Consider the following 25,745-nt stretch of genomic DNA (forward strand, 5'->3'; position numbering starts at 1 on the left):
GTCGACCGCACCCACGCGGGGGGCCTCGTCTCCCCGCGTGGGGGGGCGGTATTCGCTTCAGACTGCGCGGAAGCTCATGCGCGGTTGCCAGGACTGCCAGGTGTGGAAGTTGTCGGCCGGTTCCGAGAGCGCGTCACCCGTGCAGTCGGCGGTGGCGTACATGTCGAGTCTTTTGTCGGTCAGGTTGAATACGCCGTAGGCAGGGAAAGGAAGCGTGACGCATTTCGATCCGGGACCGGCGTACCACGACGTCTTCCCTTCCCAGGGAGTCTCGTAGAAGCACGCGAATCCGTTGACGCAGACCGGTTCGCCCGGCTGCCGGGTGACGGGACCATCGGCCAGCGCGGGAGCAGCGAAGAGCGTCATCGAGAGTGCCGACGCCGAGAGACCGATCGTGAGGATGGATTTGATTCGAAGACCCATGACTACCTCCGTGAAGTCGAGCAGTAAGGCGCTTTGTGAGGGTGCGGCCTTCCATGGCATGCCAGGAGGCGGTGCTCAGAAGTAGCGGAAGCTGCGCCGCTTTTCGGGTGGCGGACCGACGTCCGACAGTCCGCGCGGGGTCTGCAGCACCACCGCACAAGCCAGTTACCCCGGCGTATCGTCGACTTCGAGGCGGGCGGGGACTGGTGGGAGCAGTTGTCCGACACCGGCTTCGATCCCGGTCCGCAGGCGGTCGTCGCCTGCACCGGCGTCACCATGTACCTCACCAAAGACGCCACTGCGACGACCCTGCGCCGGCTAGCCGGACTCGCCCCCGGCTCGACGCTCGCCATGACATTCGTGCTGCCGACCGAACTCATCGACGACGCCGATCGGGCCGACGGCCTTCGCCCGTCAAGCGGGGAGGATCTACTGGTGGCCACTATCTGACGCGACGAAGGTCGGGTGAAGAAGCGCCGGGTCCTACCCGCGCGCGGGCTCCAGCACGAAGACGGGGATCACACGGTCGGTCTTCTCCTGATATTCGGCGTACGGCGGATACGCGGCGACCGCGCGCTCCCACCACTCGGCCTTCTCGTCCCCGGTGATCTCACGGGCCGTCATGTCCCGGCGTACGGGCCCATCCTGGAGCTCCACGCGCGGGTCGGACTTGACGTTGAAGTACCAGACCGGGTGACGTGGGTAGCCACCCTTCGAGGCCACGGCCGCGTACTGCCCCTCGTGCTCCACACGCATCAACGGGATCTTGCGGATCTTGCCGCTCTTCGCGCCACGCGTCGTGAGAATGACGACGGGCAGGCCCGTGTCCCAGAGCGTCGATCCCCGCGTGCCGCCCGAACTCTCGTACAGCTCGACCTGATCGCGCACCCACTGCGCCGGACTCGGCTCGTATTCGCCCTCAAGAGGCATCGCATTCACCCCATCGTCACGTCATGAAGTGTGGTGCCCGACAGGCGGTCAGGTAAAACGCAAAGTGCTCACGACCAGCAAGAATGAGGATTGCCAAGGCCCTTGTTCCCACTCCGGTCGAGGCGGTGCCGCGCCGGGTGCGGCACTCGTTCGTCAACCGCACCGACCTGCGCGCCGCTCCGGACGCCGGTAGCGGGGCCTAGCGCGTGGTGGGCAGGTCGACCGGGTAGTCGGCGCCGGTGTCGGCGGAGGCGGAGACGGCCTGCCAGGCTGTGGCTTCGGCGATCTGGCTGCGGGAGTGGTCCAGGGCCATGTGCGCCGCGCCGGCGCCCAGGAGCAGATGGCCGGGCAGGTTGTCGGCGTGGACGATCCGCACGAGGATGTCCGCGGCCCGGTCGGGGTCGCCCTGCACGGCGCCGCCGCCGCGCAGCAGTTCCCCCAGGGCGCCGACCGTCTCGCGGTATTCCTGGGGGACGTCCTCGACCTGCATGGAGGCACCGGCCCAGTCGGTGGCGAAGCCGCCCGGCTCGACCACGAGGTAGCGGATCCCGAGCGGCGCGGTCTCGGCCGCCAGGACGCGAGTGAACCCGTCGACGGCGAACTTGGCCGCCTGGTAGGAGCCGAGCCCGGGGGCGCCTCCGACGCGTCCGCCTATCGAGGAGAACTGGATCACGATGCCCGCGCCCTGCTTCTTCAGCAGCGGCAGCGCGGCCCGGGAGACGTTGTAGACGCCCCAGAAGTTGGTCTCGAACTGTCGGCGGAAGTCGGCCTCGTCGGTGGTCTCCACCGGTGAGAGGTTGGCGTAGCCGGCGTTGTTGACCACCACGTCGATCCGCCCGTACTTCTCGAGCCCGGCGGTGAGCGCGGCCTCGGCCGCGGCGGCGTCGGTCACGTCCAGGGCCACCGGGAGCACCCGGTCGCCGTACTCGGCGGCCAGGTCGGCGAGCTGTTCAGGCCTGCGGGCGGTCGCCACGACGGCGTCGCCGGCCTTGAGGGCCGCGGCGGCCAGGGAGCGGCCGAAGCCGCGGGAGGAGCCGGTGATGAACCAGGTGTTCGGTTGCGTAGCCATGGGTCTAGTACAACACCGTTTCACTATTACCGCAACCAGGTTGCGTTAGGCGTGGGTGTCCGCCATGCCCGCCGGGACGTGCGGGTCGTTCAGCGTTCGTCCGTCGGCGCCGCGACGGGCTGGGACATCAGCGCGTTCCATAGGGGGGTGGTCTCGCCACGGTTGTGGGCGCTGAACTCCTGCCAGCACCAGCCCTGGCCGAGCAGCCGCTTGACGCGCGGGATCGCCTCGCCGTCCGGGCCGCTGCAGTAGCGGACCGTGCGGGCGTCGCCGCCGGTGACCATGTACGAACGCCTCGGTCAGGGCGATCAGGCCGAAGACGTTGGTCTGGAACTGGCGGTGAACCTGGTCCATCGTCGCGCCCTCCAGCGGCCCGGCCTGGTAGTACCCGGCGTTGCTGATCAGCGCGTCGACCCGGCCGAACCGGGACTTGGCGAGTTCACCGACGCCAGGTCGGCCTCCTCGTCGTCGACGTCCAGCAGGAGCATCTTCACGCCGGCCGGCCCGACGCGCGACCGGGTGCCGCTGGGCCGCACCCCGCGGTCGAACCACCGAGGAACATGTGGGCTGCCCGGCGTCCGGCGCCTCTCCGTAGAGCCCACACCCCGGGACGGTCGACGTCGGGCGCGCCCGGGATGACACCTCCTCCCAGCAGAACACGATGACATCAATACCGCAACATGGTTGCGGTAAGCTGTGCGGGTGACCACTCCGCAGTTCGAACGCGCCCGAAGCGCCGAAGCCAAGCGCGCCCGCGAGACGTCGATCCTGGAGGCTGCCGCACGCCTCGCCGGCGAGCACGGCGTCCGCGCGGTGACCCTCACCGACATCGCCGCGGCGGTCGGCATGCACAAGTCGGCGATGCTGCGCTACTTCGAGACCAGAGAAGAGATCTTCCTGCGCCTGGCCGCGAGCGAGTGGGCCCAGTGGTCGCAGGATGTGCGGGAGCGGCTCGGCGAACTGGGCGACGGACGCCCGGCGGAGCCCGAGACACGGATCGCCGCCGTCGCGGGCATCCTCGCCGACTCGCTGGTCGCACGCCCGCTGTTCTGCGACCTGCTCGCCCACACGCCGCTGAACCTGGAGCGCGGGGTGTCCTTCACCGCCGTCCGGTCCTTCAAGCTGATCGCCATCGCCGAGGCAGGGGCAGTCAGCGCAGCCCTGCACGGTGCCCTGGACCTCACAGGCGAACAGGGCGGCAACGTCGTCGCCACCGCCACCGCCATGGCCGGCGCACTGTGGCAGATGGCCGCGCCGGGCACCGAACTGCGCCGCTTCTACCAGGACACCCCCGAACTGGCCCACGCCCTCGTCGATGTCGCACCGCGGCTCGCCAACATTCTGACCGCGCTGATGAGGGGCTACTGCAACGAGTGTCCTGTTTCATGGGATCTAGCTCTCGGTCAGCGCTCTGAGCAGGCATGATGCATTGTGTGCTGAGACGGTCCGGGGCCGGTGTCTCAGCTCATCGTGTCTGCGAGCATCATTTAGCTGCTTCGAGCAGGTGTGAGCGGACCGAGACCGACCTCACGGTTGCAGTCTCGGCTGAGGTTGGTCGCGCGGTCAGAAATTCAGGTATCGCTCCAGCCGGAGGGGCTCGGAGCTGCCCCTCATGTAGACATCGGCTGTCAGGTTGAACGTTCCCCAGGCTGCTGTGGTGAGCTCGAAGCCGGTCGAGCGATTCGTGACGATGCGGTCAGGGTCCCTGAATGTCGGGTGCAGGTGGTAGACGACCTTGGTGACACGGTCGAGATCAGAGTCGCTGTCGCCCTCAAGGGCGATGCGAAGCCGGAAGTACCTGTAGCCGTTTCGGTCGATTGCGCTGTCGCGGTGCGCGCTGTGAACCAGATGAACTCTGGGAACGGCTTCGGCCGGGGCCTCGGTCAGTTCGGCTAGCGGCGGCGGCACTTCAAGAACGGGCTGCGCGCCTGGCTGGGGCTCAGCCCCGGTCGGGGTCTGCGGGGACGAGGGCCCGAGCTTGATCCCTGATGCCCCCGCCTCAAAGGAGTCGCCCCGCTCGACTCTGCTGTTGATCGCTTCGATGAGTCGCCCCAGCCCGGCGCGGAACTTGAACGCGAGGGTCAGCACCACGATCGGCCAGATCAATGCTTCCAGAAAGGGTATCCAGTCCTTCATTTTCCCCCAGGTGTCCGTCAGGCTGGCATCGACCGGCGACGTAGTCTCCCACCGGGCTTGTGCGAGTCACAACACGATCTGCTCTGCCTCAGGGGGCCAAGCCGTGTTGGGCACCGGTCTCGCAGAGACCCAGCGGTGTCCCGCGCGGGCGTCATCTCGCCGCTTTGAGCGTGATGTGGCAGTAGATGGTGGCGGGTGCGGCTTTGAAGGTGCGGGCGATCTTCGGGACCGGGGTGCCGGAGTCGTAGAGCTGTTGCGCTTGTTCGATCTGTTCCGGGGTGAGTCGTGGGGGTCGTCCGCCGACCCTCCCACAGGCTCGGGCGTTCGAAGACGGGGCACTGGTCCAGGAACCGTCCGTACTCGGCGTCGGTGCAGACCCCTGCGGGCAGCTCCGCCACGTAGCGCTGGAAGTGCCACTGTGTGCGCTCCCGCTCGGTCGGGACAGGAAGCGCCGCGACCCGCGCGCTGCGCGGGCTGAGCCGTTCGGTGACCCGTTTGATGTGCTGCCCTTGCCCGCCGCGGCCCGGTGTCATAGGGCCGGACGGGTCCCGGGCAATCTCCGGTCGGCCCTGGTGACCATCGTCGTTCCACGAGCAGGCTGAGCGGCAGACCACGGACCCCATCCACCTTCTGGAGACAGTCATGCGGGACGTCCCGACGACGGCACCGGCCGGAATCACCGACGACGAGGTCCAGGCCCTGGATCTGCACTGGCGTGCCGCGAACTACCTGGCCGTCGGGCAGATCTATCTGATGGGCAACCCTCTGCTGAGGGAGCCGCTCCGGCCGGAGCACGTCAAGCCGCGGCTCCTCGGCCACTGGGGCACCTCGCCCGGTCTGAACCTCGTCCACACCCATCTCAACCGGGTCATCCGGGCCCGTGACCTGGACGCCCTGTGCGTCTGGGGACCCGGGCACGGCGGCCCCGCGGTGCTGGCGAACTCCTGGCTGGAGGGCACGTACTCCGAGACCTACCCCGATGTGAGCCGGGACGCGGACGGCATGGCGCGGCTGTTCCGGCAGTTCTCCTTCCCCGGCGGCGTCCCCAGCCACGTGGCCCCCGAGACGCCCGGGTCGATCCACGAGGGCGGGGAACTGGGCTACTCCCTCTCGCACGCCTACGGCGCCGCCTTCGACAACCCGGATCTGGTGGTCGTGTGTGTCGTCGGCGACGGCGAGGCCGAGACCGGGCCGCTGGCCGCGGCCTGGCACTCCGACAAGTTCCTCGACCCGGTGCACGACGGCGCGGTGCTGCCCGTCCTCCACCTCAACGGCTACAAGATCGCCAACCCGACCGTGCTCTCCCGCCTCCCCGAGCCCGAACTGGACGAGCTGTTGCGCGGCTACGGGCACGAACCGCTCCACGTGACCGGCGACGATCCCCTCGCCGTCCACCGGGCCATGGCCGCGGCCATGGACACCGCGCTCGACCGGATCGCCCTGCTCCAGCGCACCGCGCGGGACGAAGGGGTCACCGAACGGCCCCGCTGGCCCATGATCGTGCTGCGGACGCCCAAGGGCTGGACCGGTCCGGCCGAAGTCGACGGCCTCCCGGTCGAGGGCACCTGGCGCGCCCATCAGGTCCCGCTGGCCGGAGTCCGCGACAACGCCGAACACCTGCGGCAGTTGGAGACGTGGCTGCGCTCCTACCGGCCGGAGGAGCTCTTCGACGAGCACGGGCGGCCCAGGCCGACGGTCCTGGCGTGCGTGCCGGAGGGCAGCCGGCGGCTCGGTGCGACGCCCCGCGCCAACGGTGGCCTGCTGTTGCGCGATCTGCCGGTACCGCCGCTCGACCGCTTCGCCGTTCCGGTGGACAAGCCCGGCGCGACCCTCCACGAGCCCACGCGCGTCCTCGGTGAACTGCTCGAACACATCATGGAGGCCACCAGCGGGCGTCGCGACTTCCGGATCGTCGGTCCCGACGAGACCGCCTCCAACCGGCTCCAGGCCGTGTACCGGGCCAGCGGCAAGGCCTGGCAGGCCACGACGCTGCCGACGGACGAGTACCTGGACCGGCACGGCCGCGTCATGGAGATCCTCTCCGAACACACCTGCCAGGGCTGGCTGGAGGGCTACCTTCTCACCGGCCGGCATGGCCTGTTCTCCTGCTACGAAGCCTTCGTGCACATCGTCGACTCGATGGTCAACCAGCACATCAAGTGGCTGCGGGTCTCCCGCCGGCTGCCCTGGCGGCGCCCCATCGCCTCGCTCAACTACCTGCTCACCTCGCACGTCTGGCGCCAGGACCACAACGGTTTCTCCCACCAGGACCCCGGTTTCGTCGACCACGTCCTCAGCAAGAGCCCCGAGGTCGTACGGGTCTACCTGCCACCGGACAGCAACACCCTGTTGTCCGTGGCCGACCACGCGCTCCGCAGCCGCGACTACGTGAACGTGATCGTCGCCGGCAAACAGCCCTGTTTCGACTGGCTGAGCATGGACCAGGCACGGGTCCACTGCGCCCGTGGCGCCGGAGTCTGGCCGTGGGCAGGAACCGAGGACGGCTCCCGCGAGCCGGACGTCATCCTCGCGGGAGCCGGAGACGTCCCCACCCAGGAGGTGCTGGCCGCGGCCCAGATCATCCGGCATCAACTGCCGGACGTGGCCGTGCGCGTGGTCAACGTCGTCGACCTGGCCCGGCTGCTGCCCGCGGAGGAACACCCGCACGGGATGCCCGACAGCGAGTACGACGCGCTGTTCACCCGTGACAAGCCGGTCGTCTTCGCCTACCACGGCTACCCCTGGCTCATCCATCGCCTGGCCTACCGCCGCGCGGGCCACGCCCACCTGCACGTGCGCGGCTACAAGGAGATCGGCACCACCACGACCCCGTTCGACATGGTGATCCGCAACGACCTCGACCGCTACCGCCTGGTGATGGACGTCATCGACCGCGTCCCCGGCCTGGCCGTGCGCGCGGCCTCCCTGCGGCAGGCCATGACGGACGCCCGCACACGGCACGCGGCATGGATCCGCGAACACGGTACAGACCTCCCCGAGGTGACGGACTGGACCTGGTCCGCGTGAGCGCTCGTGCTCCCGCCGGCGCGGGAGCACGACTGGGGCCGACGGCTCGACGAGTTGTCGGCCCCCGGGCCGTTGTCCGGGTCATGGGCCTCGCACCGTAAGGCAGGCGTCGGTCGTCGCAGCGCTGGGGCCTGCCGGGATTTCCCGGCGGACCCCAACGGCTTCCTGTCGCCTCACAGACCGCGCAGCCACTCCTCCGAGACCTCGCCCGCGGCCCTGTCCACCGGCCTCGTACGGGAGTCGTCCGTCCGGAAGCGGGGGTTGTCGACGACGTCCACCACGCCGTCGACGCGCCTGGTGAGGCCAACGGCGACGGCCACCTCGCTGCCGCGCTCCAGCGTGCCCATGAGGTTCACGACGCCGTCGCGCACCCGCGGGTCATGACCTGGTCGATGCGCCGGTGTTTCACGGCGGCCTTCTTTTCTGATTGACAGTGCGTCAGTCGGTCGGGACGACGGTCACCGGGCAGTGCGCGTGCTGCAGCAGCGCGTGGGTGACCGGGCCCAGCCGGAGGCCGAGCCGCTGTGGGCGGCGGTGGGCGGCCAGGACGACGAGCTCGGCCTCACGGCTCGCCTCCACCAGGGCGTGCCCGGCGCTCAGGCACATCGCCTCGGTGCGGACCGGGACACCGGGGAACTCGTCCCGCAGCGGCGCGACCGCGAACTGCGGTACGGCTTCGGCCGACTTCGCCAGCACCTCCGCGTCGTCCCAGAGCAGACGTCCGGACGGCTCCACGCCCGGCAACGCAGGGAAACGCCACGCGTGCACCACCCACAGGCTCGCGTCCCGCCGGGCAGCTTCCTCGAAGCCGAAGCGCAGCGCGGCGGTGTCCGCGTCGGAGGCGAGGCCGACGAGCACGGTGCCCCGTGGCGGCCGGGGGACGCCACGGGCGACCAGTACGGGGGCCGTGCTGTGCGCCGTCACCCGCTGCGTCACCGACCCGAGCAGCAGCCCCGCGAAGCCGCCGTGCCCCCGGGAGCCGAGGACGACGAGGGAGGCGGTGCGCCCGTACCGCACCAGGGCGGACTCCGCGAGTTCGGCAGTCAGGACCGGCGTGACCGTCAGACCGGTGGCCTTCCTCCGCACCCGCGCCACAGCCATGTCCAGCGCATCGCGTGCCGTCTCGCACAGGGTCCGTCCGTCGCCGCTCACCACGGCGGACGCGGGGGCCAGAGCCCTGCCCCAGGGCCAGCCGCAGAGGATCACGAGTTCGGTGCCTCGTCGGAGCGCCGCGTCGACCGCGTGGTCGAGAGCGCGCACCGTGGGGCCGGAGCCGTCGAAGCCGAGCAGCACGCGGCCCGGCCGGTTCGTGTCCACCTCGGGCATGTTCCCTCCTCGGGCGTGAACTTCGGACGCCGGCCCATGGGCGCCGACGGGAGGTGGGACGCCCATGGCTACCGGTGTTCTGTCGTTTCGTCAGCGTGCGACCGGCCTTGTTCACCGCCCAGAGGCCGCAGGGATCCGCACTACGGTCCGAAGGGCCCCCGCGAAGGACCGGGCCGCCCCTACCCGGATGACGCGCCACAGCCGACCGTGGAAGGCATCGGGCGAACGGACAGAAGGTGGTGAGCGCGATGGAACTCCACGTCGTGGCAGGGGCCGACGGCTCGGCGGCGGGCCTTGTGGCCGTGGACCGGGCAGCTGGCACGGCAGTACGGCTCGGGGCATCGCTGCGCGTCCTGCACGTGTGTCACGGTTCCAGGAACGACCGGCCCGGTCCTGCTCGGGTCATCGTGGAGCTCACCGGCGGACGGGCGGACGAGGACCTCGCGTTCTTCGCCTTCGCCCAAGCGGCGCTGCGAGGCTGTGAAGTGGAGGCCTTCTTCCCATGGTTCGACGTGAAGACGTGGCCTTCCGGCGTTCCTGGAGCGGGCGTCGGCCCTGTGGCGGCCGATGACCTGTGCCGCGTGCACCGGATCGACAGCGCGTTGCGCCGCGCGATGCAGGCGCACCCGGAGGTCCCGCTGCTGGCCCACCCCGTCGACCGCACGGGATGGCGAAGGCCAGGGGCCCGGGCTCTCAGGTGCCCGGCGCGCCGGCCTGCCCGTCGCTCGGCTCGATGGTCGTGACCGGCACGTCGGTCACGCCGGGGCGTAGATGCTCGATGTGGTGCAGGACGTAGGCGACGGAGCGGCCTCTGCGAGCGCCGGTGGCCAGGCCGAGTCGCGCAGCAGGCGGAGTCGGCGGGAGCAGGCGGACTGTCCCATGCCGGCCTCGGCAGCGAGTTCGGTGGCGGCAGTGGGCGGGCGCGGTGCCGCGTCGGCCCCTGCCGCGAGCCACTGGCCCGTGTGATCGTGGACACCGTCCGTACCCGCGGACTGACCACCCCGGTGGTGGAAGACTGCGTCTTCCCTCAGCCGTCCCCAGGGTCGGCCTGGTGCGGAATGGGCAGCACGCGCCTCGGCCGGGAGGAGGCCGCACTCTGCAGCCGGTGCTCGGCCGCGGCCCGGCGGACGCGGTGGTCAGGTCGGCGTCAGCGGACCCCGCTCCCGTACGGGCCGTACAGGTCGAGCAGGCGGGTGCGGGCCCGGTCGAGGCGGTGGCCGATCACCTGCGCGCAGGCGAGGGTGAACATGTAGCCGAGGCGCGGGTTCTCGGCGCACAGGCGCCGTACGGCCCCCGCGTCGAACTCCAGGGCGTCCACGGGGCTGACGGCCTCGGCGCCCAGGTGCCACAGGTGAGGCGGGAACAGCCACGACCATCCGAGCAGGTCTCCCTCCCCCAGGGTCTCGAGGATCGCCGGGCGCTGTCCCGGCACGTGGGCGTCCAGTGCCACGGCGCCGTGCCGGATGATCCAGAACCGGTTTGCCGGGCGGTTCTCCTCGAAGAGGCGTGTGCCGGCCGGGAAGGACACCTCGCGTGACAGTGTCATGAGCCGGTCGTGCTCCGCGTCTGGAAGGGCGTCGAGCCGGCACGTCATGGTCGGCAGTCCGATCCTCGTCCTCATGGCGTCGTGCCTCCCTGGTCCCATGGCCCGCGGGCCGTCCTCGGGCTCTTTCCCATGCTCCGTTCGTGGCCCCCGGATCACGAGAGGCCGACCGGCCCGCTCCCGCGGCCGACCGGCCCACTCCCGGCACACCGCGGTGGACACGCCCTTCGGGAGCGGTGCATGGGGCCGTTCGGCCCCTGGCGGATCGGCCGGTGGCAGATCATGCTCACAGAAAGGAGTGCCGTACCCGCCTTCAGCAGGGAGCCGATCATGGAGCAGCCAGGAGGGTTCTCGCGGGAGCGGCCGATCCGGGTGTTCCTGCTGGACGACCACGAAGTCGTACGGCGGGGCATCGGCGATCTGCTCGACGCCGAGGACGACATCAGCGTGGTCGGCGAGGCCGACAGCATCGCCCACGCCCTGGCCCGGGGTCCGGCACTGCGCCCGGACGTCGCGGTGCTGGACGTGCGCCTGCCGGACGGCGACGGCATCTCCGTCTGCCGGGAACTGCGCTCGCGCGTACCGGATCTGGCTTGTCTGATGCTCACCTCGTTCGACGATGACGACGCGCTGCTGGACGCGATCATGGCTGGTGCGGCGGGGTACGTGCTCAAGCAGATCAAAGGCTCGGATCTCGTCGCCGCGATCCGTACGGTCGCGTCCGGGCAGTCCATGCTCGACCCCGCGACCACCACCCGGCTGATGAGCAGCCTGCGGGGTGATCAGGAAACCGGCGAGCCCGAGGACGAGCGGCTGGCCGATCTGTCCCCACGCGAACGCGACATCCTCGGTCTGGTCGGGGAGGGGCTGACCAACCGTGAGATCGGCAAGCGGCTGTTCCTGTCCGAGAAGACGGTGAAGAACCATGTCTCGCGCCTGCTGGCCAAGCTCGGCGTCGAGCGGCGCATCCAGGCGGCCGTGATCGCCACCGAGGCGGAGCGCCAGCTCGCGGCACCGCAGCACCCGCGGGACCACCGGTGAGGCGCGGTCCGGCATCCGTGATCGCGCCGGCGTCCAGCGCTTGCCGGGGCCCGCGGGAGTCGGCCCTGTGCGACCGTCCGCGCTTCCGGCGGATCGTTCAGCCGGCCAGCGGGATGCGCCAGGTGAGCACGGTGCCGCCGCCGGGCCGGTCGGTCAGTTCCAGCAGCCCGCCGTGCTGCTCGGCCCGCTCGGCGAGGTTGCGGAGCCCGCTGCGGTGCCCGCCGGGGGCCATGCCGACACCGTCGTCGCTGACGGTGAGAACGAGGTAGCGGCCGTCGTTGACCACGGCCACGTCGACCGCGCGGGCCTGGGCGTGCCGGGCGACGTTGGCCAGGGCTTCCCCGAGGACCGCGACGATGTCGTCGACCGCCGCCCGGGGTACCTGGGTGTCCAGCAGTCCCTCCATGCGCAGGCTCGGCGCGAAGCCCAGTACGGGGACGGCCTCGCCCACCGCCTGGACCGCTTTGGTGCGCAGCCCGTGCTGCGAGGCGGTCTCCCGGGACCGCAGTCCGAAGATCGCCGACCGGATGATCTTCACGGTCTCGTCCAGGTCGTCGATCGCCCGCTGGACCCGTTCCGCCGCCCCGGCGTGGTCGATGAACCGGCTGGCGCTCTGCAGGGTCATACCGGTGGCGAAGAGCCGCTGGATCGCCAGGTCGTGCAGGTCGCGGGCGATGCGGTCGCGGTCCTCCAGCAGGGCCAGTTGCTCGGCGTCGGCGCGCCGGTCGGACAGTTCCATGGCGAGCGCGGCCTGCCCGGCGAACGCCAGCAGCGGGCCGAGTTCCTCGTCCGAGAACTCGGGCTGTTCTCCGCCGCGGACCAGGAGGAGGATGCCGCGGACCAGGTCGCCCGAGGTGACCGGCACCGCCACGGCGGGCCCCAGCCCGTGGAGCCGCTGCGCATCGGCGGTGATCCGTGGGTCTTCGGTGACGTCGTCGCTGTGTACGGGCGTGCCCTGGGCGTACGCCGCCCCGACCAGGGTTCCCGCTGTCGGCAGGGTGCGGCCGCGCAGTTCGTCGGCGTGCGCGCCGACGACCACCTCGGTGGTCAGCGCCGTGCCGTCCTCGAGGGGGACGGAGAAGGTCGCGAGCTCGGCGTGGGTGATCTCCTTGGCCAGTTCGGCGATCAGCGTCATGACCTCCGGCCGGGCACTGTCGGACATCAGGCTGTTGGTGACGGTCCCGCTCGCCCTGAGCCAGCGTTCACGGCGCGTCGACTCCTCGTAGAGCCGGGCGTTGTCGATGGCGACGCCGGCGGCGACGGCGAGCGTGGAGAGCACCGCCTCGTCCTCGTCGTCGAAGTCCGCTCCCGCCTTCTTCTCCGTGAGGTAGAGGTTGCCGAAGACCTCGTCACGGACCCTGATGGGCACGCCCATGAAGCTGTGCATCGGCGGGTGGTTCGGCGGGAATCCGTACGAGGCGGGGTGCTCGGAGAGCTTGGTCAGGCGGAGCGGCTCCGGGTTCCGGATGAGCTCGCCGAGGATGCCGTGGCCCGACGGGTAGGGGCCGATGGCGGTGATCTGCTCGTCCGTGAGCCCCACCGTGAGGAACTGCGCCAGGGTCCGGCCGTCGGAGCCGATCACGCCCAGCGCGCCGTACTGCGCGTCGACGAGCAGCACGGCGGCCTCGACGATGCGCCTGAGCACCTGTTCGAGGTCCAGCTCGCGCCCCACGGACAGCACCGCTTCGAGCAGGTTGTGCACCCGGTCACGGGTGCCGCGCGCCGCGTCCAGCCGGGCCTGGAGCTCCTCGAGCAGCTCGTCCAGCCTCAGCTGCGGCAACCGGACCGGTTCGCTCCCGTGGTTCTCCACCGTGTCTCCTCGCCGAAGCATCCGGAGCAAGCGGGCGGCGTGCCGCCCGGCACCACCGTAATGGCCGGGGGCAATCGGCGGAAACGCGTCCGGGAAGGAAACGGGCCGGTCACTCCGCGGTCGGCCGTTGAAGGGCCGACGGCACAAGGGTGTTCTCCCCGGCCCGTCCGGCGAGGTGGTCGGCGATGTTCCCGGCCGTGGCCTCGACGATCTGACCGACGGCGTCCCTGGTGAAGTACGCCTGATGGGAGCTGACCAGCACGTTGCCGAAGGTCATCAGCCGGGCGAGCGTGTCATCGGTCATCACCTCCAGGGACCTGTCGAAGAAGAAGACCCCCGCCTCCTCCTCGTACACGTCCAGGCCCACGCCCTCCAGGCGCCCGGCCAGCAGCGTTTCGACCAGCGCGTGGGCGTCGACCAGGCCGCCCCGGCTGGTGTTGATCAGGATGGCGTCGTCCTTCATCAGGGCGAGCGCCTCCGTGTCGACGACGTGGTGCGTCGCGGGCACCAGCGGGGCGTGCAGGCTGATCAGGTCGGCTTCGGCGAACAGCCGCTTGCGGTCCACGTACTCCATGCCCAGGGCCAGGCACGTGTCGTCCGGCGCGATGTCGTGGCCGAGGAGCCGCATCCCGAAGCCGGCGGCGATGCGGGCGAAGGCGGTGCCGATCTTCCCGGTGCCGAGCACGCCGGCGGTGCGGCCGTGGAAGTCGCGTCCCATCAGGCCGTCGAGCCGGAAGTCGAAGTCGCGGGTGCGCATGGCCGCCCGGTGCACCCTCCGGTCGACCGCCAGGGCCAGCGCCCAGGCGAACTCGGCGACGGAGTAGGGCGAGTAGGAGGACACCCGGGAGACTCCGAGGCCCAGTTCCCGGGCCGCGGCCAGGTCGATGTTGTTGTAGCCCGTGGCCCTCTGGGTGATCAGCTCGGTGCCGCTGCCGGCGAGCGTCCGCAGCACGTCCGCGTCCAGGATGTCGTTCACGCTGCTGCAGACGATCCGGCGTCCCGCGGCCGTGGCCACCGTGTCCGCGTTGAGGATGAAGTCCAGGCACTTCAGGTCATGGCCTCCGCCGAGGGCCCGCTCCAGCAGCGGCCGCTCGTCGGTGGTCACGCCGTAGGCCACGATGTCTGCCATGATCCGCTCTCCTTGACGAATAGTGCTCGCTGAGGTGACGCCGACCGCCTCCCGAGCGTCGTGGTCAGTCCTCCGTGACCAGGACGTCCCGTACGGGCCTGCGTGGTACGCGGGGGCCCTTCGGGCCGTACCCGAGGCGCAGCATCATCTGTACGTGGCCCGTTCCGGTGGACGGGTCGCGCAGGGGCCGGCGCAGGTCGGGCCATTCGAGGGCCTGGGTGGAGAACGAGGTGACCAGTCCGTCCAGGGTGGCCACGAGCAGGACGCGCTCCATCGCCTGGCCCGCGGTGAGCCAGTCCCGGGGCCGGTCGCCCTCCGTGGTCAGCAGGGCCAGGTGGGGGTCCTTCTCGAACCGGGCCGATCCGAAGTCGGCCGTCGGTCTGCCGCCGGAGAAGTCGCGCATGGGCGCCCTGCCGCCGTGTTTCCGCGGCCCGAAGGCATAGTCCGGGACGCCGTCGGTGGCCGTGTCGGCCTCGGCGGCCCCGATACGCGTCCAGCGAGCGAGATCCTCCTCGCTGCCGTTGTCGGTGAGCTCGCGGGCCTCGGCCTCCTCGGCGAGCTCCTCGATCCAGCGCAGGTGCCAGGAGGAAGGGAAGGCCAGGGCTGCCCCCTCGCGCCGGGCCGCGTCGCCCAAGGCGGTCCGGATGTCGTCGGGGATCTCCGTCGCCGCGAACGGGTAGCGGCTGGTGTGCCGCTGGTGGACCGCCGGGTGGAGCAGGGCCAGGCCGGCGTCGTCGGCGACGGGTTCCGTGAGCCGTACGGTCGCGAGCAGCGACGCGTCGTCGGGGTCCGGCAGAAGCGCGATGTGCGGGTGGCAGCCGATGTGCGCGACGGCGACGCGGAGGTTGAACAGGGCGGCGCCGCAGCCCAGGTGCAGGGCGCGGGCGTCGGGATCGGAGTGCGGCAGGGTTCGCCCGAAGTCCGCGTACAGCCGGAATGTACGGATTCCGCGCGTGTACCGGAAGCGCCAGGGCTGCGCGTTGTGCATGGACGGGGCGGCGGTCGCGTCACGTACCAGTTCCGCCACGCGTGCGTTGTCCAGCAGTGGTGAGACGGTCACCGGAAATCTCCCTCCCGGAGGCGGCGGGGCCCAGCCAGGGTCCTCTTCCATGGTCGCTCCCTCCCCGCCTGTCACGGGGAGGGCCGAGTGGCCTCCGGACCGGGCCGACCGGCTCATTCCGCTGACGCCGGTGGATGTCACGCTGGAATCGGCCCTGGAATCGGCCCCGGCACCGTGCGCCGTGACCGTCGGGCAGTGAACCGCCCGGTGGACGGGGTCGTCGGCGCCCACCAGCACCTCACGTACACGCGTGACGACACGGACGACACGGACGACACGGGCAGCGGTTTCCCGGCCTCCCCAGCCCGAGGCACGCGGCCGGAGCCGTCCAGCCAGTGAGGAGTCTGAGATGAGCAGCACCCGGCGCACGGTGAGCGACGTCATGACGCAGACGGTCGTGGCGGTGAGCCGTACCGCCCCGTACAAGGAGATCGCCAAGGTACTCGCCCAGTGGAAGGTCAGCGCGGTGCCGGTGCTGGAGGGTGAAGGCCGTGTCATCGGGGTCGTCTCCGAGGCCGATCTGCTGCCGAAGGAGGAGTTCAAGGGGCGCGACCCGTCGCGCTGGGAACAGCTCCGCGCGATCGACGACCTGGCGAAGGCAGGCGCGAAGACGGCCGAGGACCTGATGAACACGCCCGCGGTCACCGTCCACGCCTGCGCGAGCGTGGCGGAGGCCGCCCGTACGATGGCCCGCAAGCGGGTCAAACGGCTCCCCGTGGTGGACGGGGAAGGGAAGCTGACCGGCATCGTCAGCCGTGCGGACCTGCTCAAGGTCTACCTCCGTGACGACGAGGACATCGCCCGGGAAGTACGCGAGGAGATCGTCGCACGGCTCTTCCGCAACAGGCGGCCGGCCATCGAGGTCCAGGTGGCGGAAGGCGTCGTCACCTTGTCCGGCTCGCTGGACGACTCGACAGTGCTGCCCCTCGTGATGCGGCTCGTGCGCGCGGTGGACGGCGTCGTGAGCGTCGATCTCCAGCTCGCCACCCCCACTCCCAAGCCCAAGCCCAGGATTCCGGAACCTCCGGTCGTAGGCCCGCAGTTCTGACACCCGGCTGGCGGACGATCAGCGCTGGCACGAAGCCGCTCCGTCCGGCTTACGGCGATGCCCAAGCGCTGGGCGAGCCGGGCCCCGGCCCCGGCCGGCCGGGGCCGGACCGATCGTCGTCATCGCCGAGCGCAGACGCCCGGCCGCCCGGCCATGACGCCGGGTCAGCCCCGGCACCTGCTCGGCGACCATCCGCCGCCCGCAGCATCCGTTGACGCAAAGGAACCGCCGGACCCGCAAGGAGAGCAGTGAGCCTCCGCCAACTTGAAGTCGCTGGCCGAAGGGCTGGTGTGACCGGTTCTCAGGATGCCCGGTCGAAACGCCGCATCTTACGCCTGCGTACGTTCCGGTCTGCTGGTGATGACGATGGTCACCCCGGCCAGCGTCCACGACGCGCACGCCGCCCGCGACTTCCGCCTCCGCCTCGCCCACCCCGAGATCACCCTGTTCTGGGCCGGCTCCGCCTCATCCTCAAGACCGTCAACCGGCCCAAGACCACTCACGGCGCCATCCACTCATAGACTCACGAACCGCCCACCCAGACCGGCAAGAACCGACACGCCCCCTCCGCACTGATTGCCGCGGCTTTGGGCGCATGCCGGTTGTGAACTGGGCGTCCTTCGGGACAGGGCTTCACCCTGCGCGGACCGTGCTGCTTCGCTGGCAGGGTGAAGGGAAACAGCCGGACGCGGGGAGCGGGGCAGCATGGACGTCGGTAGTGCGACCGCCGCGGTGGTCGCACTCATCGGAGTCGTCGGCACGCCGCTGTCCGCCCTGCTGACCCAGCGCGCCGCGGACCGGAGCGGACAGCGCAAACAGGAGCGGGCGGAACGGCTGTGTGCACGGCGCAGCGAGGCCGAGGCGCAGCGCTCGACCTGCATCGCGCTCAACACGGCCGCACGCCAGTACCTGGCCACCCTCACCGACCAGTTCCACGCGCTCGGCGGCACCGAGGACCAGGGACAGGTACAGCACCGGCTCGCCGAGGCCCGCAGTCTGCATCGGAAGGTTCACGCGGAGGCCCAGCTGCGCTTGCCGGAGCGAGTCCTCGGCATCGCGGGCGAGGTCAGCCACGGCCTGGGCGCGCTGTACGGCAGGCTGCGGCGCCTCGGCGACGGGATACCGCGCCCCGGCGACTCGCCGGCCGCCGCGAAGGCCGACATCGACGCGCTGTGGGAACGGCTGCGCGCATTGCGGCGGGAGATGCGGGAAGAACTGGGAGCAGTGGACAGACGCTCGGAAGGTTGAGGGGGACATGTGACCGACGCGGAGATCGAGGAGAGCGGGGGCGTCCGGGCGCTGCGCACCTGGGCGATGGCCGCCACGAAGCGGGCGCTGCGGCTGTACCCGCCGGGCTCCCCAGCCGCCGACCCGAATGTGTACGACAGCTCGATAGCCGAACTCGAAGAGCTGATGCGGTTGCTGGAGCACGACGCGGAACTGCGTGCCACGGTGACGGTTCAGCTCGGCATCGTCCTCACGATGCGTCACCTCGCCAGAGGCGGCGTGCCGCAGGACCGGGAGCGCGCCGGGCGGCTGCTGCGGGATGCCCGGGATCCCCGGACCGCAACCGGGGCGGCGACGGATGCGGAGGACCGGCGGTGGGCCGCGCTGTCCCTGCTGGGCCTGATCGTGCCTGTACCACTGGCAGGGGGTGGGGTCGATCAGGCCGGCTTCTCCACCATGCTCGACTGGGGCGCGCACCAGAAACCCGAGGAGATGGCGGCCGTCGCGGCCGAGATTCCGACGCTCCTGGCCGAGGCTCTGGAGTTGCCGCTGGCGCCGGAACTGCGTGTCCATCTGCAGCGGATGAGCACCATGTTCGCCGCTCTCTCAGGGCCCGACGGACCCGGCGCCCTGCGCCAGTTCGTCGACTCGTTACCCGAAGGCTTTCCTCATGCGGACCAGATGCGGCTGCTGACGGACATGTTGTCGACCGCCGCCGGACCCAAGCCTGCCGCGAGCACGGAAGACCCCGCGGGTCCGGAGCCGGATGCCCCTCCGGACCGCTCCGGCCCACAGCAAGGCCGAGACCGCACGTCGGCCGCGGCCGACAACGACCCCGATATCGTCGCCATGGACGCCATGATGCCCTCGGCGCTCGACGCGCTCGCAGCCTTGCGAAGCAGCGACCCGGAGGCCATCAACCGGGCTTTGCGACGGCTACGCGCCGCACACGAACAGTTGCCGCCCGGCCATGAGGCGAGCGTCTCCGTCGAGAACCTCATCGGCATGCTGCTGCAGGGGGGACAGGAGGTCGGCGGCAACCTCCAGGACCAGTCCCTCGGTCACGAGTACGTGACGGCGCTGGCCGACAAGATGCAGTCGTTCGCAGCGGCCTCCACGACTCCGGTAACCGCTGAATTCGCGGTCGCGGTCCGCGTCTACCCCCTGATGAGCCGGATCGACGCGGCCTGGAAGGCGGAGGACGCGGCGACGGTGCGCGCCCTCCTCGGCGAGCTCGAGACGCTCGAGGCGGACACCCCGCCGGACAACGGTCTCCGCTTCCAGATCCTGCTGGCCCTGGCCCAGGCCTGCCTCTCGCTCGGCAACCTCACGAACGACAATGACATGCGGTTGCGCGGCGCCGCCTACCACGAACAGAGCCTGGCGGCCGCAGCACACGCACCCGAATACATCCGGCAGTTCCTCTCCCTGCATCCCACCGGGCCCGATGCCGTACGAGCCCGGGTCACCGGCGACCCGACAGTGCTGCAGCATGCCACCGTCGCGCCGCCTGACGCTTCGACAAGTCAGCGGTGGGACTCCGCGCAGTCCCTGATGGTCCGGTACACCCTCACCCGCGACCTCCCGGATCTCGACCTTCTGATCGCCGAACTGAGACTGGTCTGCGACGACATACGGCAGGGCCGAGGGCCCCGGTTCGCCGCCAGGGCCCAGTGGATGCTGGCAGAGGCATACCGGGCCCGCTGGACCCACACGCAGGACCCGGCGGATCAGGCCTCCGCCATGGCCACCGCGAAAGCGGCACTGAACACGCTCGCAGCTGACGTAGTCCTCCAACTCGGCTCCGAGCACGGCCTGTTGACGGCTCGCGTCGGCGCCGCGCGCAGCATCCTGGCGGCCACCTGGGCCGCGTCGCAGAACCAGGCGGAGGAGGCGGTGGCGGCCCTTGAGCTGGGCCGCGCCCTCGTGCTGCACGCCGCGTCCACGTCGCGTACCGTGCCCGAACTCCTCGACGCGCGCGGGCAGCAGGAACTTGCCGAAGCATGGCGGGAGTCCAGCGCGGCCGACCCCCGAGAACCCGACGGGCTTCCCGGGGAGCTGCCCAGCACTGTGCGCCGCCGCGCCCTGGAGGCGCTCGGCTACCGGCAGCACGGCCTGCTCACCACGCCCACGCTGAATGAGCTTGCGGACGGTGTCGCCGATGGCGGAGCGGATGCGCTGGTGTATCTGCTGCCCGGCGAAGGTGACGCACCCGGCACAGGGATCGTCGTGGGGGCCGGCTTCGGTGTCGGCATCGGCGGCCTTCCGCTGCTGTCCGGCACCGGGAGCGCGCCTCTTGAGCGCTACCTGGACGCGGCCGCCGAACGCTCCCGCCACCCCGGCGATCCGGCCGCCGAACAGGCCTGGGAGGAGGCCCTGTCGGAGCTGTGCGACTGGGCGTACCGCGCCGGGCTCGAAGATGTTCTCCAAGTGGTCGAGGAGCGGCTGGCAGCCACTTCGCCCGGCGGTGAGCGCCGTCCGGGCCCGCTCAGGATCGTCCTGGTGCCGTGCGGGCGGCTGGGCGTCGTCCCCTGGCACGCGGCCCGCCTGCCCGCGGCGGCGCCCCACGACTACGTCTGCCAGAGCGTCGTCATCAGTTACGCGGCGTCCGGCGGCCAACTGCTGCAGACGGTGCGGCGCGCCCGGCGCGACGCGGCCGGTGCCGCGGTCCTGATCGCCGATCCCCGGCAGGAGCTGACCCACGCCGAGCGGGAGGCCACGGCGCTCTACGAGGCCTTCTACCCGCAGGCACGGATGTACGGCGAGTTCTACGAGCCGCCCGTGGAGCCGGTGGCGGCCGGCACGCCCGACGAGGTCCTCGCGCTTCTCGCCGAGTCCCCCTCGCTGTTGCATGTGGCCTCGCACGGCTCCGCGGGGGTGCGTCCGACGGTGTCGGCGCTGCATCTCGCCTTTCCTGACGGCACCGACGTACTGCCGGCCGAGGAGGGCGGCCCCGGGGCCGAGCCCGACCTGGGCATGCTGACCGTGAGCCGGCTCCTCGACCGGCGGTGGCACGAACAGTCCAGCACTCAAGGCCCGTTGGTGGTCCTGAGTGCCTGCGAGACCGACCTCAGCACCCGTGACCACGACGAGGCTCTGACCCTGACGACGGCCTTCGTCTCAAGTGGGGCACGTAACGTGGTGGGATCACGGTGGACCGCTCAGGACGGGGCCTCGGCGCTGATGATGGCGGTGTTCCACCACTACCTGACCGTCGAGGGGCAGGGGCCGGCGGACGCGCTCAGGTCCGCGCAGCTGTGGATGCTCGACCCGGATCGCGAGAATCCGGGCTCGCTGACGGGCGAGCTGCTGCGCGAGATCCGGCGTCCGGAGCTCGAACGCCTGCCGGTCTGGGCGGCGTTCATCCACCAGGGGCATCCAGGTCCAGGGCAGTCGACGGGAGCGGCGGCGCCGACCGCGTCCGAGGAGGGGGCCGTATGACCCCGGAACGGCTGCTCGGCCTTGTCGGCGAACATCGGGACAGCATCCGCGAGGCCCTCGACGGGGAGCAGTACGCGCTGCTTCTCGCGCGCCTGGGGGCGCTCGCCGGGACGGCGGAGACCGACCCCAAGGCGGTGCGCCGGGCCCTGCAGGGCGTCAAGCGCGCCCTGGTTCCGCTGCCGCTGGACCATCCGGTGCGTGTGGCGCTGGACTCCTCCGTACGGCTCGCGGGGCACGCGCTCGACACGGCCGTAGTGGCCGATGCGCGAGCCCTCCTCGGGCGACTCTCGGAGCCGCCGACCGCCCCCGGGACGGCGGCGATCATCCGCGCGGTGCAGGCCCGGCTGCTGGCGGAGCCCGCACTGAACTTCCCTGTCGCGCACACTCGTTGCCATTCAGCAGGCCTCGGCGAAGCGCCGCCGGAACTGATCCGCCTCGACGACGTGGAACGCGGCGACCGTTACCCGGCCTTCCAGTTCGCGGGTGCGGCCGGCGGGCCGATCCCCGTCGTGCTGCGCGTCAACCGCATCCTCCTCGCCGACATCGACCCCTGGGGGGCCGCCGACTGGTGGCTGAGCGGCAACGTCCAGCTCGGCGGGAAGCCCGCCGCGCTGCTCGGGGAAGTCCCCGACGAGCAATTGGTCGGCGCGGCCACGGCACTCGTGGAGGGGGACTGATGACCGGCACCCTTCCCCCGTCCGCGTTCGCGATGCGCCCCAACAGCCGTCTGCTGCCCGCTGGTTCACTGCTGTGGCGGATACACAAGGCGAAGCGACCGGGCGAGCAGTTCAACCCGATTCCGGCGGACACCCATTTCGGCGGCAACCGCTTCGACGGCACCGAGTCGGACCCGTACCAGTACCTGTATCTCGCCGACACCCCGGCCACCGCGCTCGCCGAAACCCTCCTGCGCTCCCTCGAGTTCGACCCGGGGACCGGGATGCGACTCGTCCCGTACGCCGCGGTCCGGGGAAAGTCCCTGACGCCGCTGCGCACCTGCTGCGAACTGATCCTGGTCTCGCTGGTCACCGAGGCGGACCTGGCCGCCGTCTGCCAGGACTCGTGGCTGCTCGAAGCGGAGGGTGAGCGCTACGCCAAGACCCGTCGCTGGGCCAGTGAGATCCGGGCCCAGACACCCGAGGCCATGGGCCTGATCTGGCAGTCCCGGCGCAACCGGCCGCACCTCGCTTCGGTCCTCTTCCACGACCGGTGTGCGGGTGAGCCACTCGCCGTGGTGCCGGGAAACGGCATCCCGGACATGGGCTCCCCGGCCGGTGTGGCGGAGACGAACCAACTGCTCGCCCCGCTGCGCGCTGCGGTCGTGGCGCCCCGCCCCGACCGTATCGCCGGTGCTGTCTGATCGCTTGTGGCAGCTTGCCGAGCGGTGTCATCGTGACTGCATGGCACCGTTACTGGACCATGGGTCAACTGTCGCGGAGCTCAAGCAGGTTCGGCGAGCCGGGCTCGTCAGGCTGCGCGACCTCGCGCTGCCCGCCCTGCGGCAGGCGGCCGCCGCCCGCACCCGGGACGGCTCGGTCGAGGAACTGCTGCGGCTCGCCGTGACGCGGATCGACACGGACACGCTGCGGACGGCCGCCGAGTACACCCTCGGTCTGGCGCAGGGCACCCGGGACTGGCCGCCCTCGTCACGGCGCAGCCGGGCGGCCCTGGTCTACGGGGTCAGCGTGGAGCGTTTCCGTAAGCACCAGGAGCTCGTGGTCCTCGGGCAGGTCGCCGACCAGATCGTGGAGCTGGCGGGCGACGGCGCCGCACAGGCCTGGAACGGGTCCTCGCACCGGCACGTGGACGTCCGGGCGGCCGGACGCCGCGTCCGTCTGACGTTGCACGTCCACCCGGTCGACCTGCTGCGGGACGTGGACGTGGTGGTCTCGCCGAGCAATACGTACTTCGGGCTGCCCGAGCCGTACAAGTCCTCCGTCTCGGCCTCGCTGCGCCGGGCGGGCGCGGTGCGCGGGGTGACCGGCGATATGCTCGACGACCCGGTCCACGACGGCCTGCGCAAATGGGTGTCCTCGCAGGGCACTTCGGGCCGCCCGGTACTGCCCGGCACCGTGGCCCCGACCGAATCCGGTGCCCTTGTGAGCCAGGGGATACGCCGGATCTACCACGCGGCCGTCGCTGTGCCGTGGGCCGGTACCAACGACTACGAGGTGCTCCCCGCCGATGTCACCCGGGCGGCGTCCCGTGTCCTCGCGGTCCTCTCGGAGGAGCATGACCACTTCACGCCGCCACTGCGCTCGGTGTGTTTCCCGCTGCTCGGCTCGGGGCGCGGCGGCCTGCCGTACGAGGTCAGCCTGGCCGCCGTGTGGGCCGCCGTGGAGGCGGAGCTGGCTCGCGGTGCGCGGTGGGACCTCCACTTCGTCGTCCGGACTCCGGCCGCCGCCGCGCTGCTGGAGCGGCTGCCCACCAGGATCCGCCCGGCTCGCGACCAGTCCACGACCGGACGGTCCTGTTGACTGGAATCACCGGGCCGTTCCGGCCACCCGCTTTCACGTCGCTTCGCCCCGAGGAGAGCCATCGGACACTTACATGCTTCAAAGGTCGGCTGAACCCCGCGATCGGAGAGGTAGGGATCATTGGTCGGGGGAAATGATCGTGCGTGTCCGGTGTGCGGAACTCCCGATGAGGACGGACCTCACTGCCCGGGCTGTGGCTGGCAGATGTGGAGTGCCCCGGTCCTGGGAGAACCGACCGACAGCGACCGGGAGTCCGCGGAAGCCGTACTGCAGGCCGCCGAGCGCGCCTGGGACCTGCGGGCAGCGGCACTGTCAAGTGCGGGCGACGACGGCGGGGGGCAGGCGGCCGCGCTGCGAGGCGGCCCCGCGGGGCCCGGCGAACTCAATCCGGCGAAACGGCCCGCTCCGCCTCCAGACCCGCCGTCACACGACTCCACGCAGTGGGAGCAGACCCTCGCGGACCTGGTCGACGGCCGTATGGAGACGGTGCTGTTCATCGAGTTCACTTCCGAGCGCGTCAGCCTGATCAAGGCCGTCGTGGACCGGTGCGGGATACCGCGGCAGGCCGACGCCGGAAGCGCGGAGTGGGGTCATGTCGCTCCGCTGTTCGATCCCCGCGGGGACATACGCCGGTTCCAACTCGCGGGCGGAATCGGCACCTTGCCGATGGTAGGCCGCAGGGAGTTCGACACCGCGGTGACCCGGTGGCTGCGCGGACACGTTCCGCCCTCCTGCGCGGACACGATCGTGCTGGTCGACCGCATGGCGAGCTGGCTCCTGCTGGACCGGGCCGCGGTGCTGCTACGGACCATGTACGCCCTGCGGGCCGAGCTCCGCCCGGCTCCGGCCGACCCCGTCGCGCCGGGCGAGTCCGTCGATCACCCGGGCACCGCCCGCGGGACGGACACGGAGGACGTGGTACGCGGCGCGCTGCGCACCGCACCCCTGCTGGCCGATCACACGCTGCTGCTCGCCCGCGTCGACCAGGGGACCGGCGCCGTGCACGCACACCCCCACGTACTCTTCCCGGCCGGATCCCGGCTCGGGCACGGCGAGACCGCCAGGGCCGAGATCACCGTGTACGGCGGGCCGATCGATCGCACCCCGGTGATCCTGCCCGTGCTGGCGTCCGCGGCCGCGGACGATGCCGAAGCGGTGGTGCTGTCCGCGCGGCAGACGGCGCTGACGGCCTTCGCCCCGGTGCGGCTGTCCTTCGTCCTGCGCGGCCCCGGGGAGGTGACGCTGCTCCAGCCGGCGGGCGGAACGCCCCATGGCCGGGCTGCGAACGGTATTCCGCAGGAGCGCCCGGAGATCGGCGCCCTGGTCAAGCGCCTTCCCCGGCGCATCATCCGGCCGCCCGCCCTGGACGTCTTCTTCACCGTCGAGATGAGCGGCGCCGAACCGGAGGAGACCGCCGAGCGGCTGGCGTTCGTCCGGGACGTCATCGCCGCCCTGGCCCGCCGGTACGGCTCCGGCGACGGCCTGCGCGTCGGCGTGGTGGGCCACTACGACCACGTCGTCCGCGAGACCAGCTACACCCCCCGGTCCGTGCTCCTGCTGACCGTCCCGGCCGGACCCCCACAGCGCGCCCAGGCCTCCCTGGCCGGCTGGCAGCCCGCTCGGTGCGAGCAGGACACCGTCTCCTCCCTGGAGGACGCGCTCAAGAAGGTCCGCTCGGCCACGGGCAGGACGGGCGGCACCCGGCACCGCCACGCCGAGCGCGCCCTGCTGATCGTCGGCCGTCGCCCGCCGGGACCGCCCGAGCAGCACGGCGTGGTGCCTGGATGTCCGCTCGGCGCCGACTGGCGGACCGAGTTCGAAGCCCTGCGAGCCCGCGGCGTCCGGGTGCGGACCCGGCTGGGAAGAAGCCGGCCCTGCTCCGGTAAGGAGGCAAGCGCCGTACAGCGTTACACCGCCGACACGTGGAACACCCTCTCCGCCGTCGGTTCCTTCCGCCAGGACGTCGACACAGCGGCCGACGTGGCCGAAGCCCTGGCCCCCGAGTGGCGGTGGGACGGTCCGCCCTGCCGTCTCGCCCTGGCGACTCCACTGCTCTGA

The 25,745-nt window shown here is 71.2% G+C and carries 24 protein-coding genes and 5 pseudogenes; 14 read left to right on the forward strand and 15 right to left on the reverse strand.

The annotated features are described in order from the left end of the window. Positions 1–57: 57 nt before the first annotated feature. Positions 58–423 carry a hypothetical protein gene (locus tag ACWD4A_RS00100; protein WP_451187266.1) on the reverse strand — a complete coding sequence of 122 codons (366 nt, stop codon included), beginning with the start codon at positions 421–423 and terminating at the stop codon, positions 58–60. A gap of 141 nt (positions 424–564) precedes the next feature. Here ACWD4A_RS00100 and ACWD4A_RS00105 point away from each other — a divergent pair, with 141 nt between their 5' ends. After that, complete coding sequence (locus ACWD4A_RS00105) at positions 565–873, forward strand: class I SAM-dependent methyltransferase (RefSeq protein WP_451187546.1); 309 nt, start codon at positions 565–567, stop codon at positions 871–873. 33 nt (positions 874–906) lie between these two features. Here the strand turns inward: ACWD4A_RS00105 and ACWD4A_RS00110 are convergent, their stop codons facing one another. The 4 genes and pseudogenes from ACWD4A_RS00110 to ACWD4A_RS00125 all read right to left on the reverse strand — a co-directional run. Continuing rightward, positions 907–1,353, reverse strand: coding sequence for a nitroreductase family deazaflavin-dependent oxidoreductase (locus tag ACWD4A_RS00110; RefSeq protein WP_451187268.1), 447 nt, complete (start codon positions 1,351–1,353; stop codon positions 907–909). A 199-nt stretch (positions 1,354–1,552) separates the two neighbouring features. Beyond that, a complete protein-coding gene (locus ACWD4A_RS00115) occupies positions 1,553–2,422 on the reverse strand; it encodes an SDR family NAD(P)-dependent oxidoreductase (protein ID WP_451187269.1) in 870 nt (289 codons plus the stop codon). A gap of 89 nt (positions 2,423–2,511) precedes the next feature. Further along, the gene (locus ACWD4A_RS00120; RefSeq protein ID WP_451187564.1) at positions 2,512–2,706 is read right to left on the reverse strand and encodes a hypothetical protein; all 195 of its coding nucleotides are present in this window, start codon (positions 2,704–2,706) and stop codon (positions 2,512–2,514) included. A 58-nt stretch (positions 2,707–2,764) separates the two neighbouring features. Next, positions 2,765–3,223 (reverse strand): annotated as a pseudogene (locus ACWD4A_RS00125) (hypothetical protein); the annotation flags it as partial. Between ACWD4A_RS00125 and ACWD4A_RS00130 the strand changes: the two are divergent. Further along, on the forward strand, positions 3,125–3,847 hold the full coding sequence (locus tag ACWD4A_RS00130) for a TetR family transcriptional regulator (protein WP_451187271.1): 723 nt from the start codon (positions 3,125–3,127) through the stop codon (positions 3,845–3,847). The pseudogene ACWD4A_RS00125 and the gene ACWD4A_RS00130 sit on opposite strands and share 99 nt — an antisense overlap. A 138-nt stretch (positions 3,848–3,985) precedes the next feature. Here the strand turns inward: ACWD4A_RS00130 and ACWD4A_RS00135 are convergent, their stop codons facing one another. The 3 genes and pseudogenes from ACWD4A_RS00135 to ACWD4A_RS00145 all read right to left on the reverse strand — a co-directional run. Further along, on the reverse strand, positions 3,986–4,558 hold the full coding sequence (locus ACWD4A_RS00135) for a pYEATS domain-containing protein (RefSeq protein ID WP_451187273.1): 573 nt from the start codon (positions 4,556–4,558) through the stop codon (positions 3,986–3,988). Between the two features lie 151 nt (positions 4,559–4,709). Continuing rightward, a pseudogene (locus ACWD4A_RS00140) lies at positions 4,710–4,844 on the reverse strand (helix-turn-helix domain-containing protein); the annotation flags it as partial. Positions 4,845–4,878: 34 nt separating this feature from the next. Then, positions 4,879–5,073 (reverse strand): annotated as a pseudogene (locus ACWD4A_RS00145) (polyphosphate kinase 2); the annotation flags it as partial. Positions 5,074–5,200: 127 nt separating this feature from the next. Here ACWD4A_RS00145 and ACWD4A_RS00150 point away from each other — a divergent pair. Further along, positions 5,201–7,585 carry a phosphoketolase family protein gene (locus ACWD4A_RS00150; RefSeq protein WP_451187275.1) on the forward strand — a complete coding sequence of 795 codons (2,385 nt, stop codon included), beginning with the start codon at positions 5,201–5,203 and terminating at the stop codon, positions 7,583–7,585. Positions 7,586–7,758: 173 nt separating this feature from the next. Here ACWD4A_RS00150 and ACWD4A_RS00155 read toward each other — a convergent pair whose 3' ends face one another. Continuing rightward, positions 7,759–7,956 (reverse strand): hypothetical protein, encoded by a 198-nt coding sequence (locus ACWD4A_RS00155; RefSeq protein ID WP_451187278.1) that lies wholly within the window; start codon positions 7,954–7,956, stop codon positions 7,759–7,761. Between the two features lie 67 nt (positions 7,957–8,023). Then, entirely contained in the window at positions 8,024–8,911 is an 888-nt protein-coding gene (locus tag ACWD4A_RS00160; RefSeq protein ID WP_451187279.1) for a universal stress protein, read from the reverse strand. 248 nt (positions 8,912–9,159) lie between these two features. Here ACWD4A_RS00160 and ACWD4A_RS00165 point away from each other — a divergent pair, with 248 nt between their 5' ends. After that, complete coding sequence (locus ACWD4A_RS00165; RefSeq protein WP_451187567.1) at positions 9,160–9,654, forward strand: universal stress protein; 495 nt, start codon at positions 9,160–9,162, stop codon at positions 9,652–9,654. Here the strand turns inward: ACWD4A_RS00165 and ACWD4A_RS00170 are convergent. After that, a pseudogene (locus ACWD4A_RS00170) lies at positions 9,605–9,828 on the reverse strand (transcriptional regulator); the annotation flags it as partial. The gene ACWD4A_RS00165 and the pseudogene ACWD4A_RS00170 sit on opposite strands and share 50 nt — an antisense overlap. A gap of 230 nt (positions 9,829–10,058) precedes the next feature. Further along, complete coding sequence (locus ACWD4A_RS00175) at positions 10,059–10,532, reverse strand: Crp/Fnr family transcriptional regulator (RefSeq protein ID WP_451187281.1); 474 nt, start codon at positions 10,530–10,532, stop codon at positions 10,059–10,061. Positions 10,533–10,784: 252 nt separating this feature from the next. On the opposite strand from ACWD4A_RS00175, the gene ACWD4A_RS00180 reads away from it, so the two are divergent. Next, complete coding sequence (locus ACWD4A_RS00180; protein ID WP_451187282.1) at positions 10,785–11,495, forward strand: response regulator; 711 nt, start codon at positions 10,785–10,787, stop codon at positions 11,493–11,495. Between the two features lie 97 nt (positions 11,496–11,592). Here the strand turns inward: ACWD4A_RS00180 and ACWD4A_RS00185 are convergent, their stop codons facing one another. From ACWD4A_RS00185 to ACWD4A_RS00195, 3 genes are all read right to left on the reverse strand, one after another. Beyond that, the gene (locus ACWD4A_RS00185; protein WP_451187549.1) at positions 11,593–13,326 is read right to left on the reverse strand and encodes a GAF domain-containing protein; all 1,734 of its coding nucleotides are present in this window, start codon (positions 13,324–13,326) and stop codon (positions 11,593–11,595) included. Between the two features lie 88 nt (positions 13,327–13,414). Beyond that, entirely contained in the window at positions 13,415–14,434 is a 1,020-nt protein-coding gene (locus ACWD4A_RS00190) for a 2-hydroxyacid dehydrogenase (RefSeq protein ID WP_451187284.1), read from the reverse strand. Positions 14,435–14,498: 64 nt separating this feature from the next. Further along, positions 14,499–15,494 carry an Acg family FMN-binding oxidoreductase gene (locus tag ACWD4A_RS00195; RefSeq protein WP_451187287.1) on the reverse strand — a complete coding sequence of 332 codons (996 nt, stop codon included), beginning with the start codon at positions 15,492–15,494 and terminating at the stop codon, positions 14,499–14,501. Between the two features lie 195 nt (positions 15,495–15,689). On the opposite strand from ACWD4A_RS00195, the gene ACWD4A_RS00200 reads away from it, so the two are divergent. The 9 genes and pseudogenes from ACWD4A_RS00200 to ACWD4A_RS00240 all read left to right on the forward strand — a co-directional run bounded on the left by ACWD4A_RS00200 (position 15,690) and on the right by ACWD4A_RS00240 (position 25,745). Then, the gene (locus ACWD4A_RS00200; RefSeq protein ID WP_451187290.1) at positions 15,690–15,833 is read left to right on the forward strand and encodes a hypothetical protein; all 144 of its coding nucleotides are present in this window, start codon (positions 15,690–15,692) and stop codon (positions 15,831–15,833) included. 10 nt (positions 15,834–15,843) lie between these two features. Continuing rightward, positions 15,844–16,542: a CBS domain-containing protein gene (locus ACWD4A_RS00205; protein WP_451187293.1), complete on the forward strand. Its 699-nt coding sequence runs from the start codon at positions 15,844–15,846 to the stop codon at positions 16,540–16,542. A 348-nt stretch (positions 16,543–16,890) separates the two neighbouring features. Then, positions 16,891–17,019: pseudogene (locus tag ACWD4A_RS00210) on the forward strand (IS5-like element IS4811 family transposase); the annotation flags it as partial. 228 nt (positions 17,020–17,247) lie between these two features. Then, complete coding sequence (locus ACWD4A_RS00215) at positions 17,248–17,790, forward strand: hypothetical protein (protein ID WP_451187296.1); 543 nt, start codon at positions 17,248–17,250, stop codon at positions 17,788–17,790. Between the two features lie 9 nt (positions 17,791–17,799). Next, a complete protein-coding gene (locus tag ACWD4A_RS00220) occupies positions 17,800–21,210 on the forward strand; it encodes a CHAT domain-containing protein (RefSeq protein ID WP_451187299.1) in 3,411 nt (1,136 codons plus the stop codon). After that, positions 21,207–21,887 carry a hypothetical protein gene (locus ACWD4A_RS00225; RefSeq protein WP_451187302.1) on the forward strand — a complete coding sequence of 227 codons (681 nt, stop codon included), beginning with the start codon at positions 21,207–21,209 and terminating at the stop codon, positions 21,885–21,887. The genes ACWD4A_RS00220 and ACWD4A_RS00225 overlap by 4 nt, the downstream gene beginning before the upstream one ends. Next, the gene (locus ACWD4A_RS00230; RefSeq protein WP_451187305.1) at positions 21,887–22,570 is read left to right on the forward strand and encodes an RES family NAD+ phosphorylase; all 684 of its coding nucleotides are present in this window, start codon (positions 21,887–21,889) and stop codon (positions 22,568–22,570) included. Before ACWD4A_RS00225 ends, ACWD4A_RS00230 begins: the two co-directional genes overlap by 1 nt. Before the next feature lie 40 nt (positions 22,571–22,610). Further along, positions 22,611–23,687, forward strand: a complete 1,077-nt coding sequence (locus tag ACWD4A_RS00235) for a hypothetical protein (protein ID WP_451187308.1) — start codon at positions 22,611–22,613, stop codon at positions 23,685–23,687. Between the two features lie 204 nt (positions 23,688–23,891). Beyond that, positions 23,892–25,745 (forward strand): hypothetical protein, encoded by a 1,854-nt coding sequence (locus tag ACWD4A_RS00240; RefSeq protein ID WP_451187311.1) that lies wholly within the window; start codon positions 23,892–23,894, stop codon positions 25,743–25,745.

Source organism: Streptomyces sp. NPDC002537 (assembly GCF_053594975.1).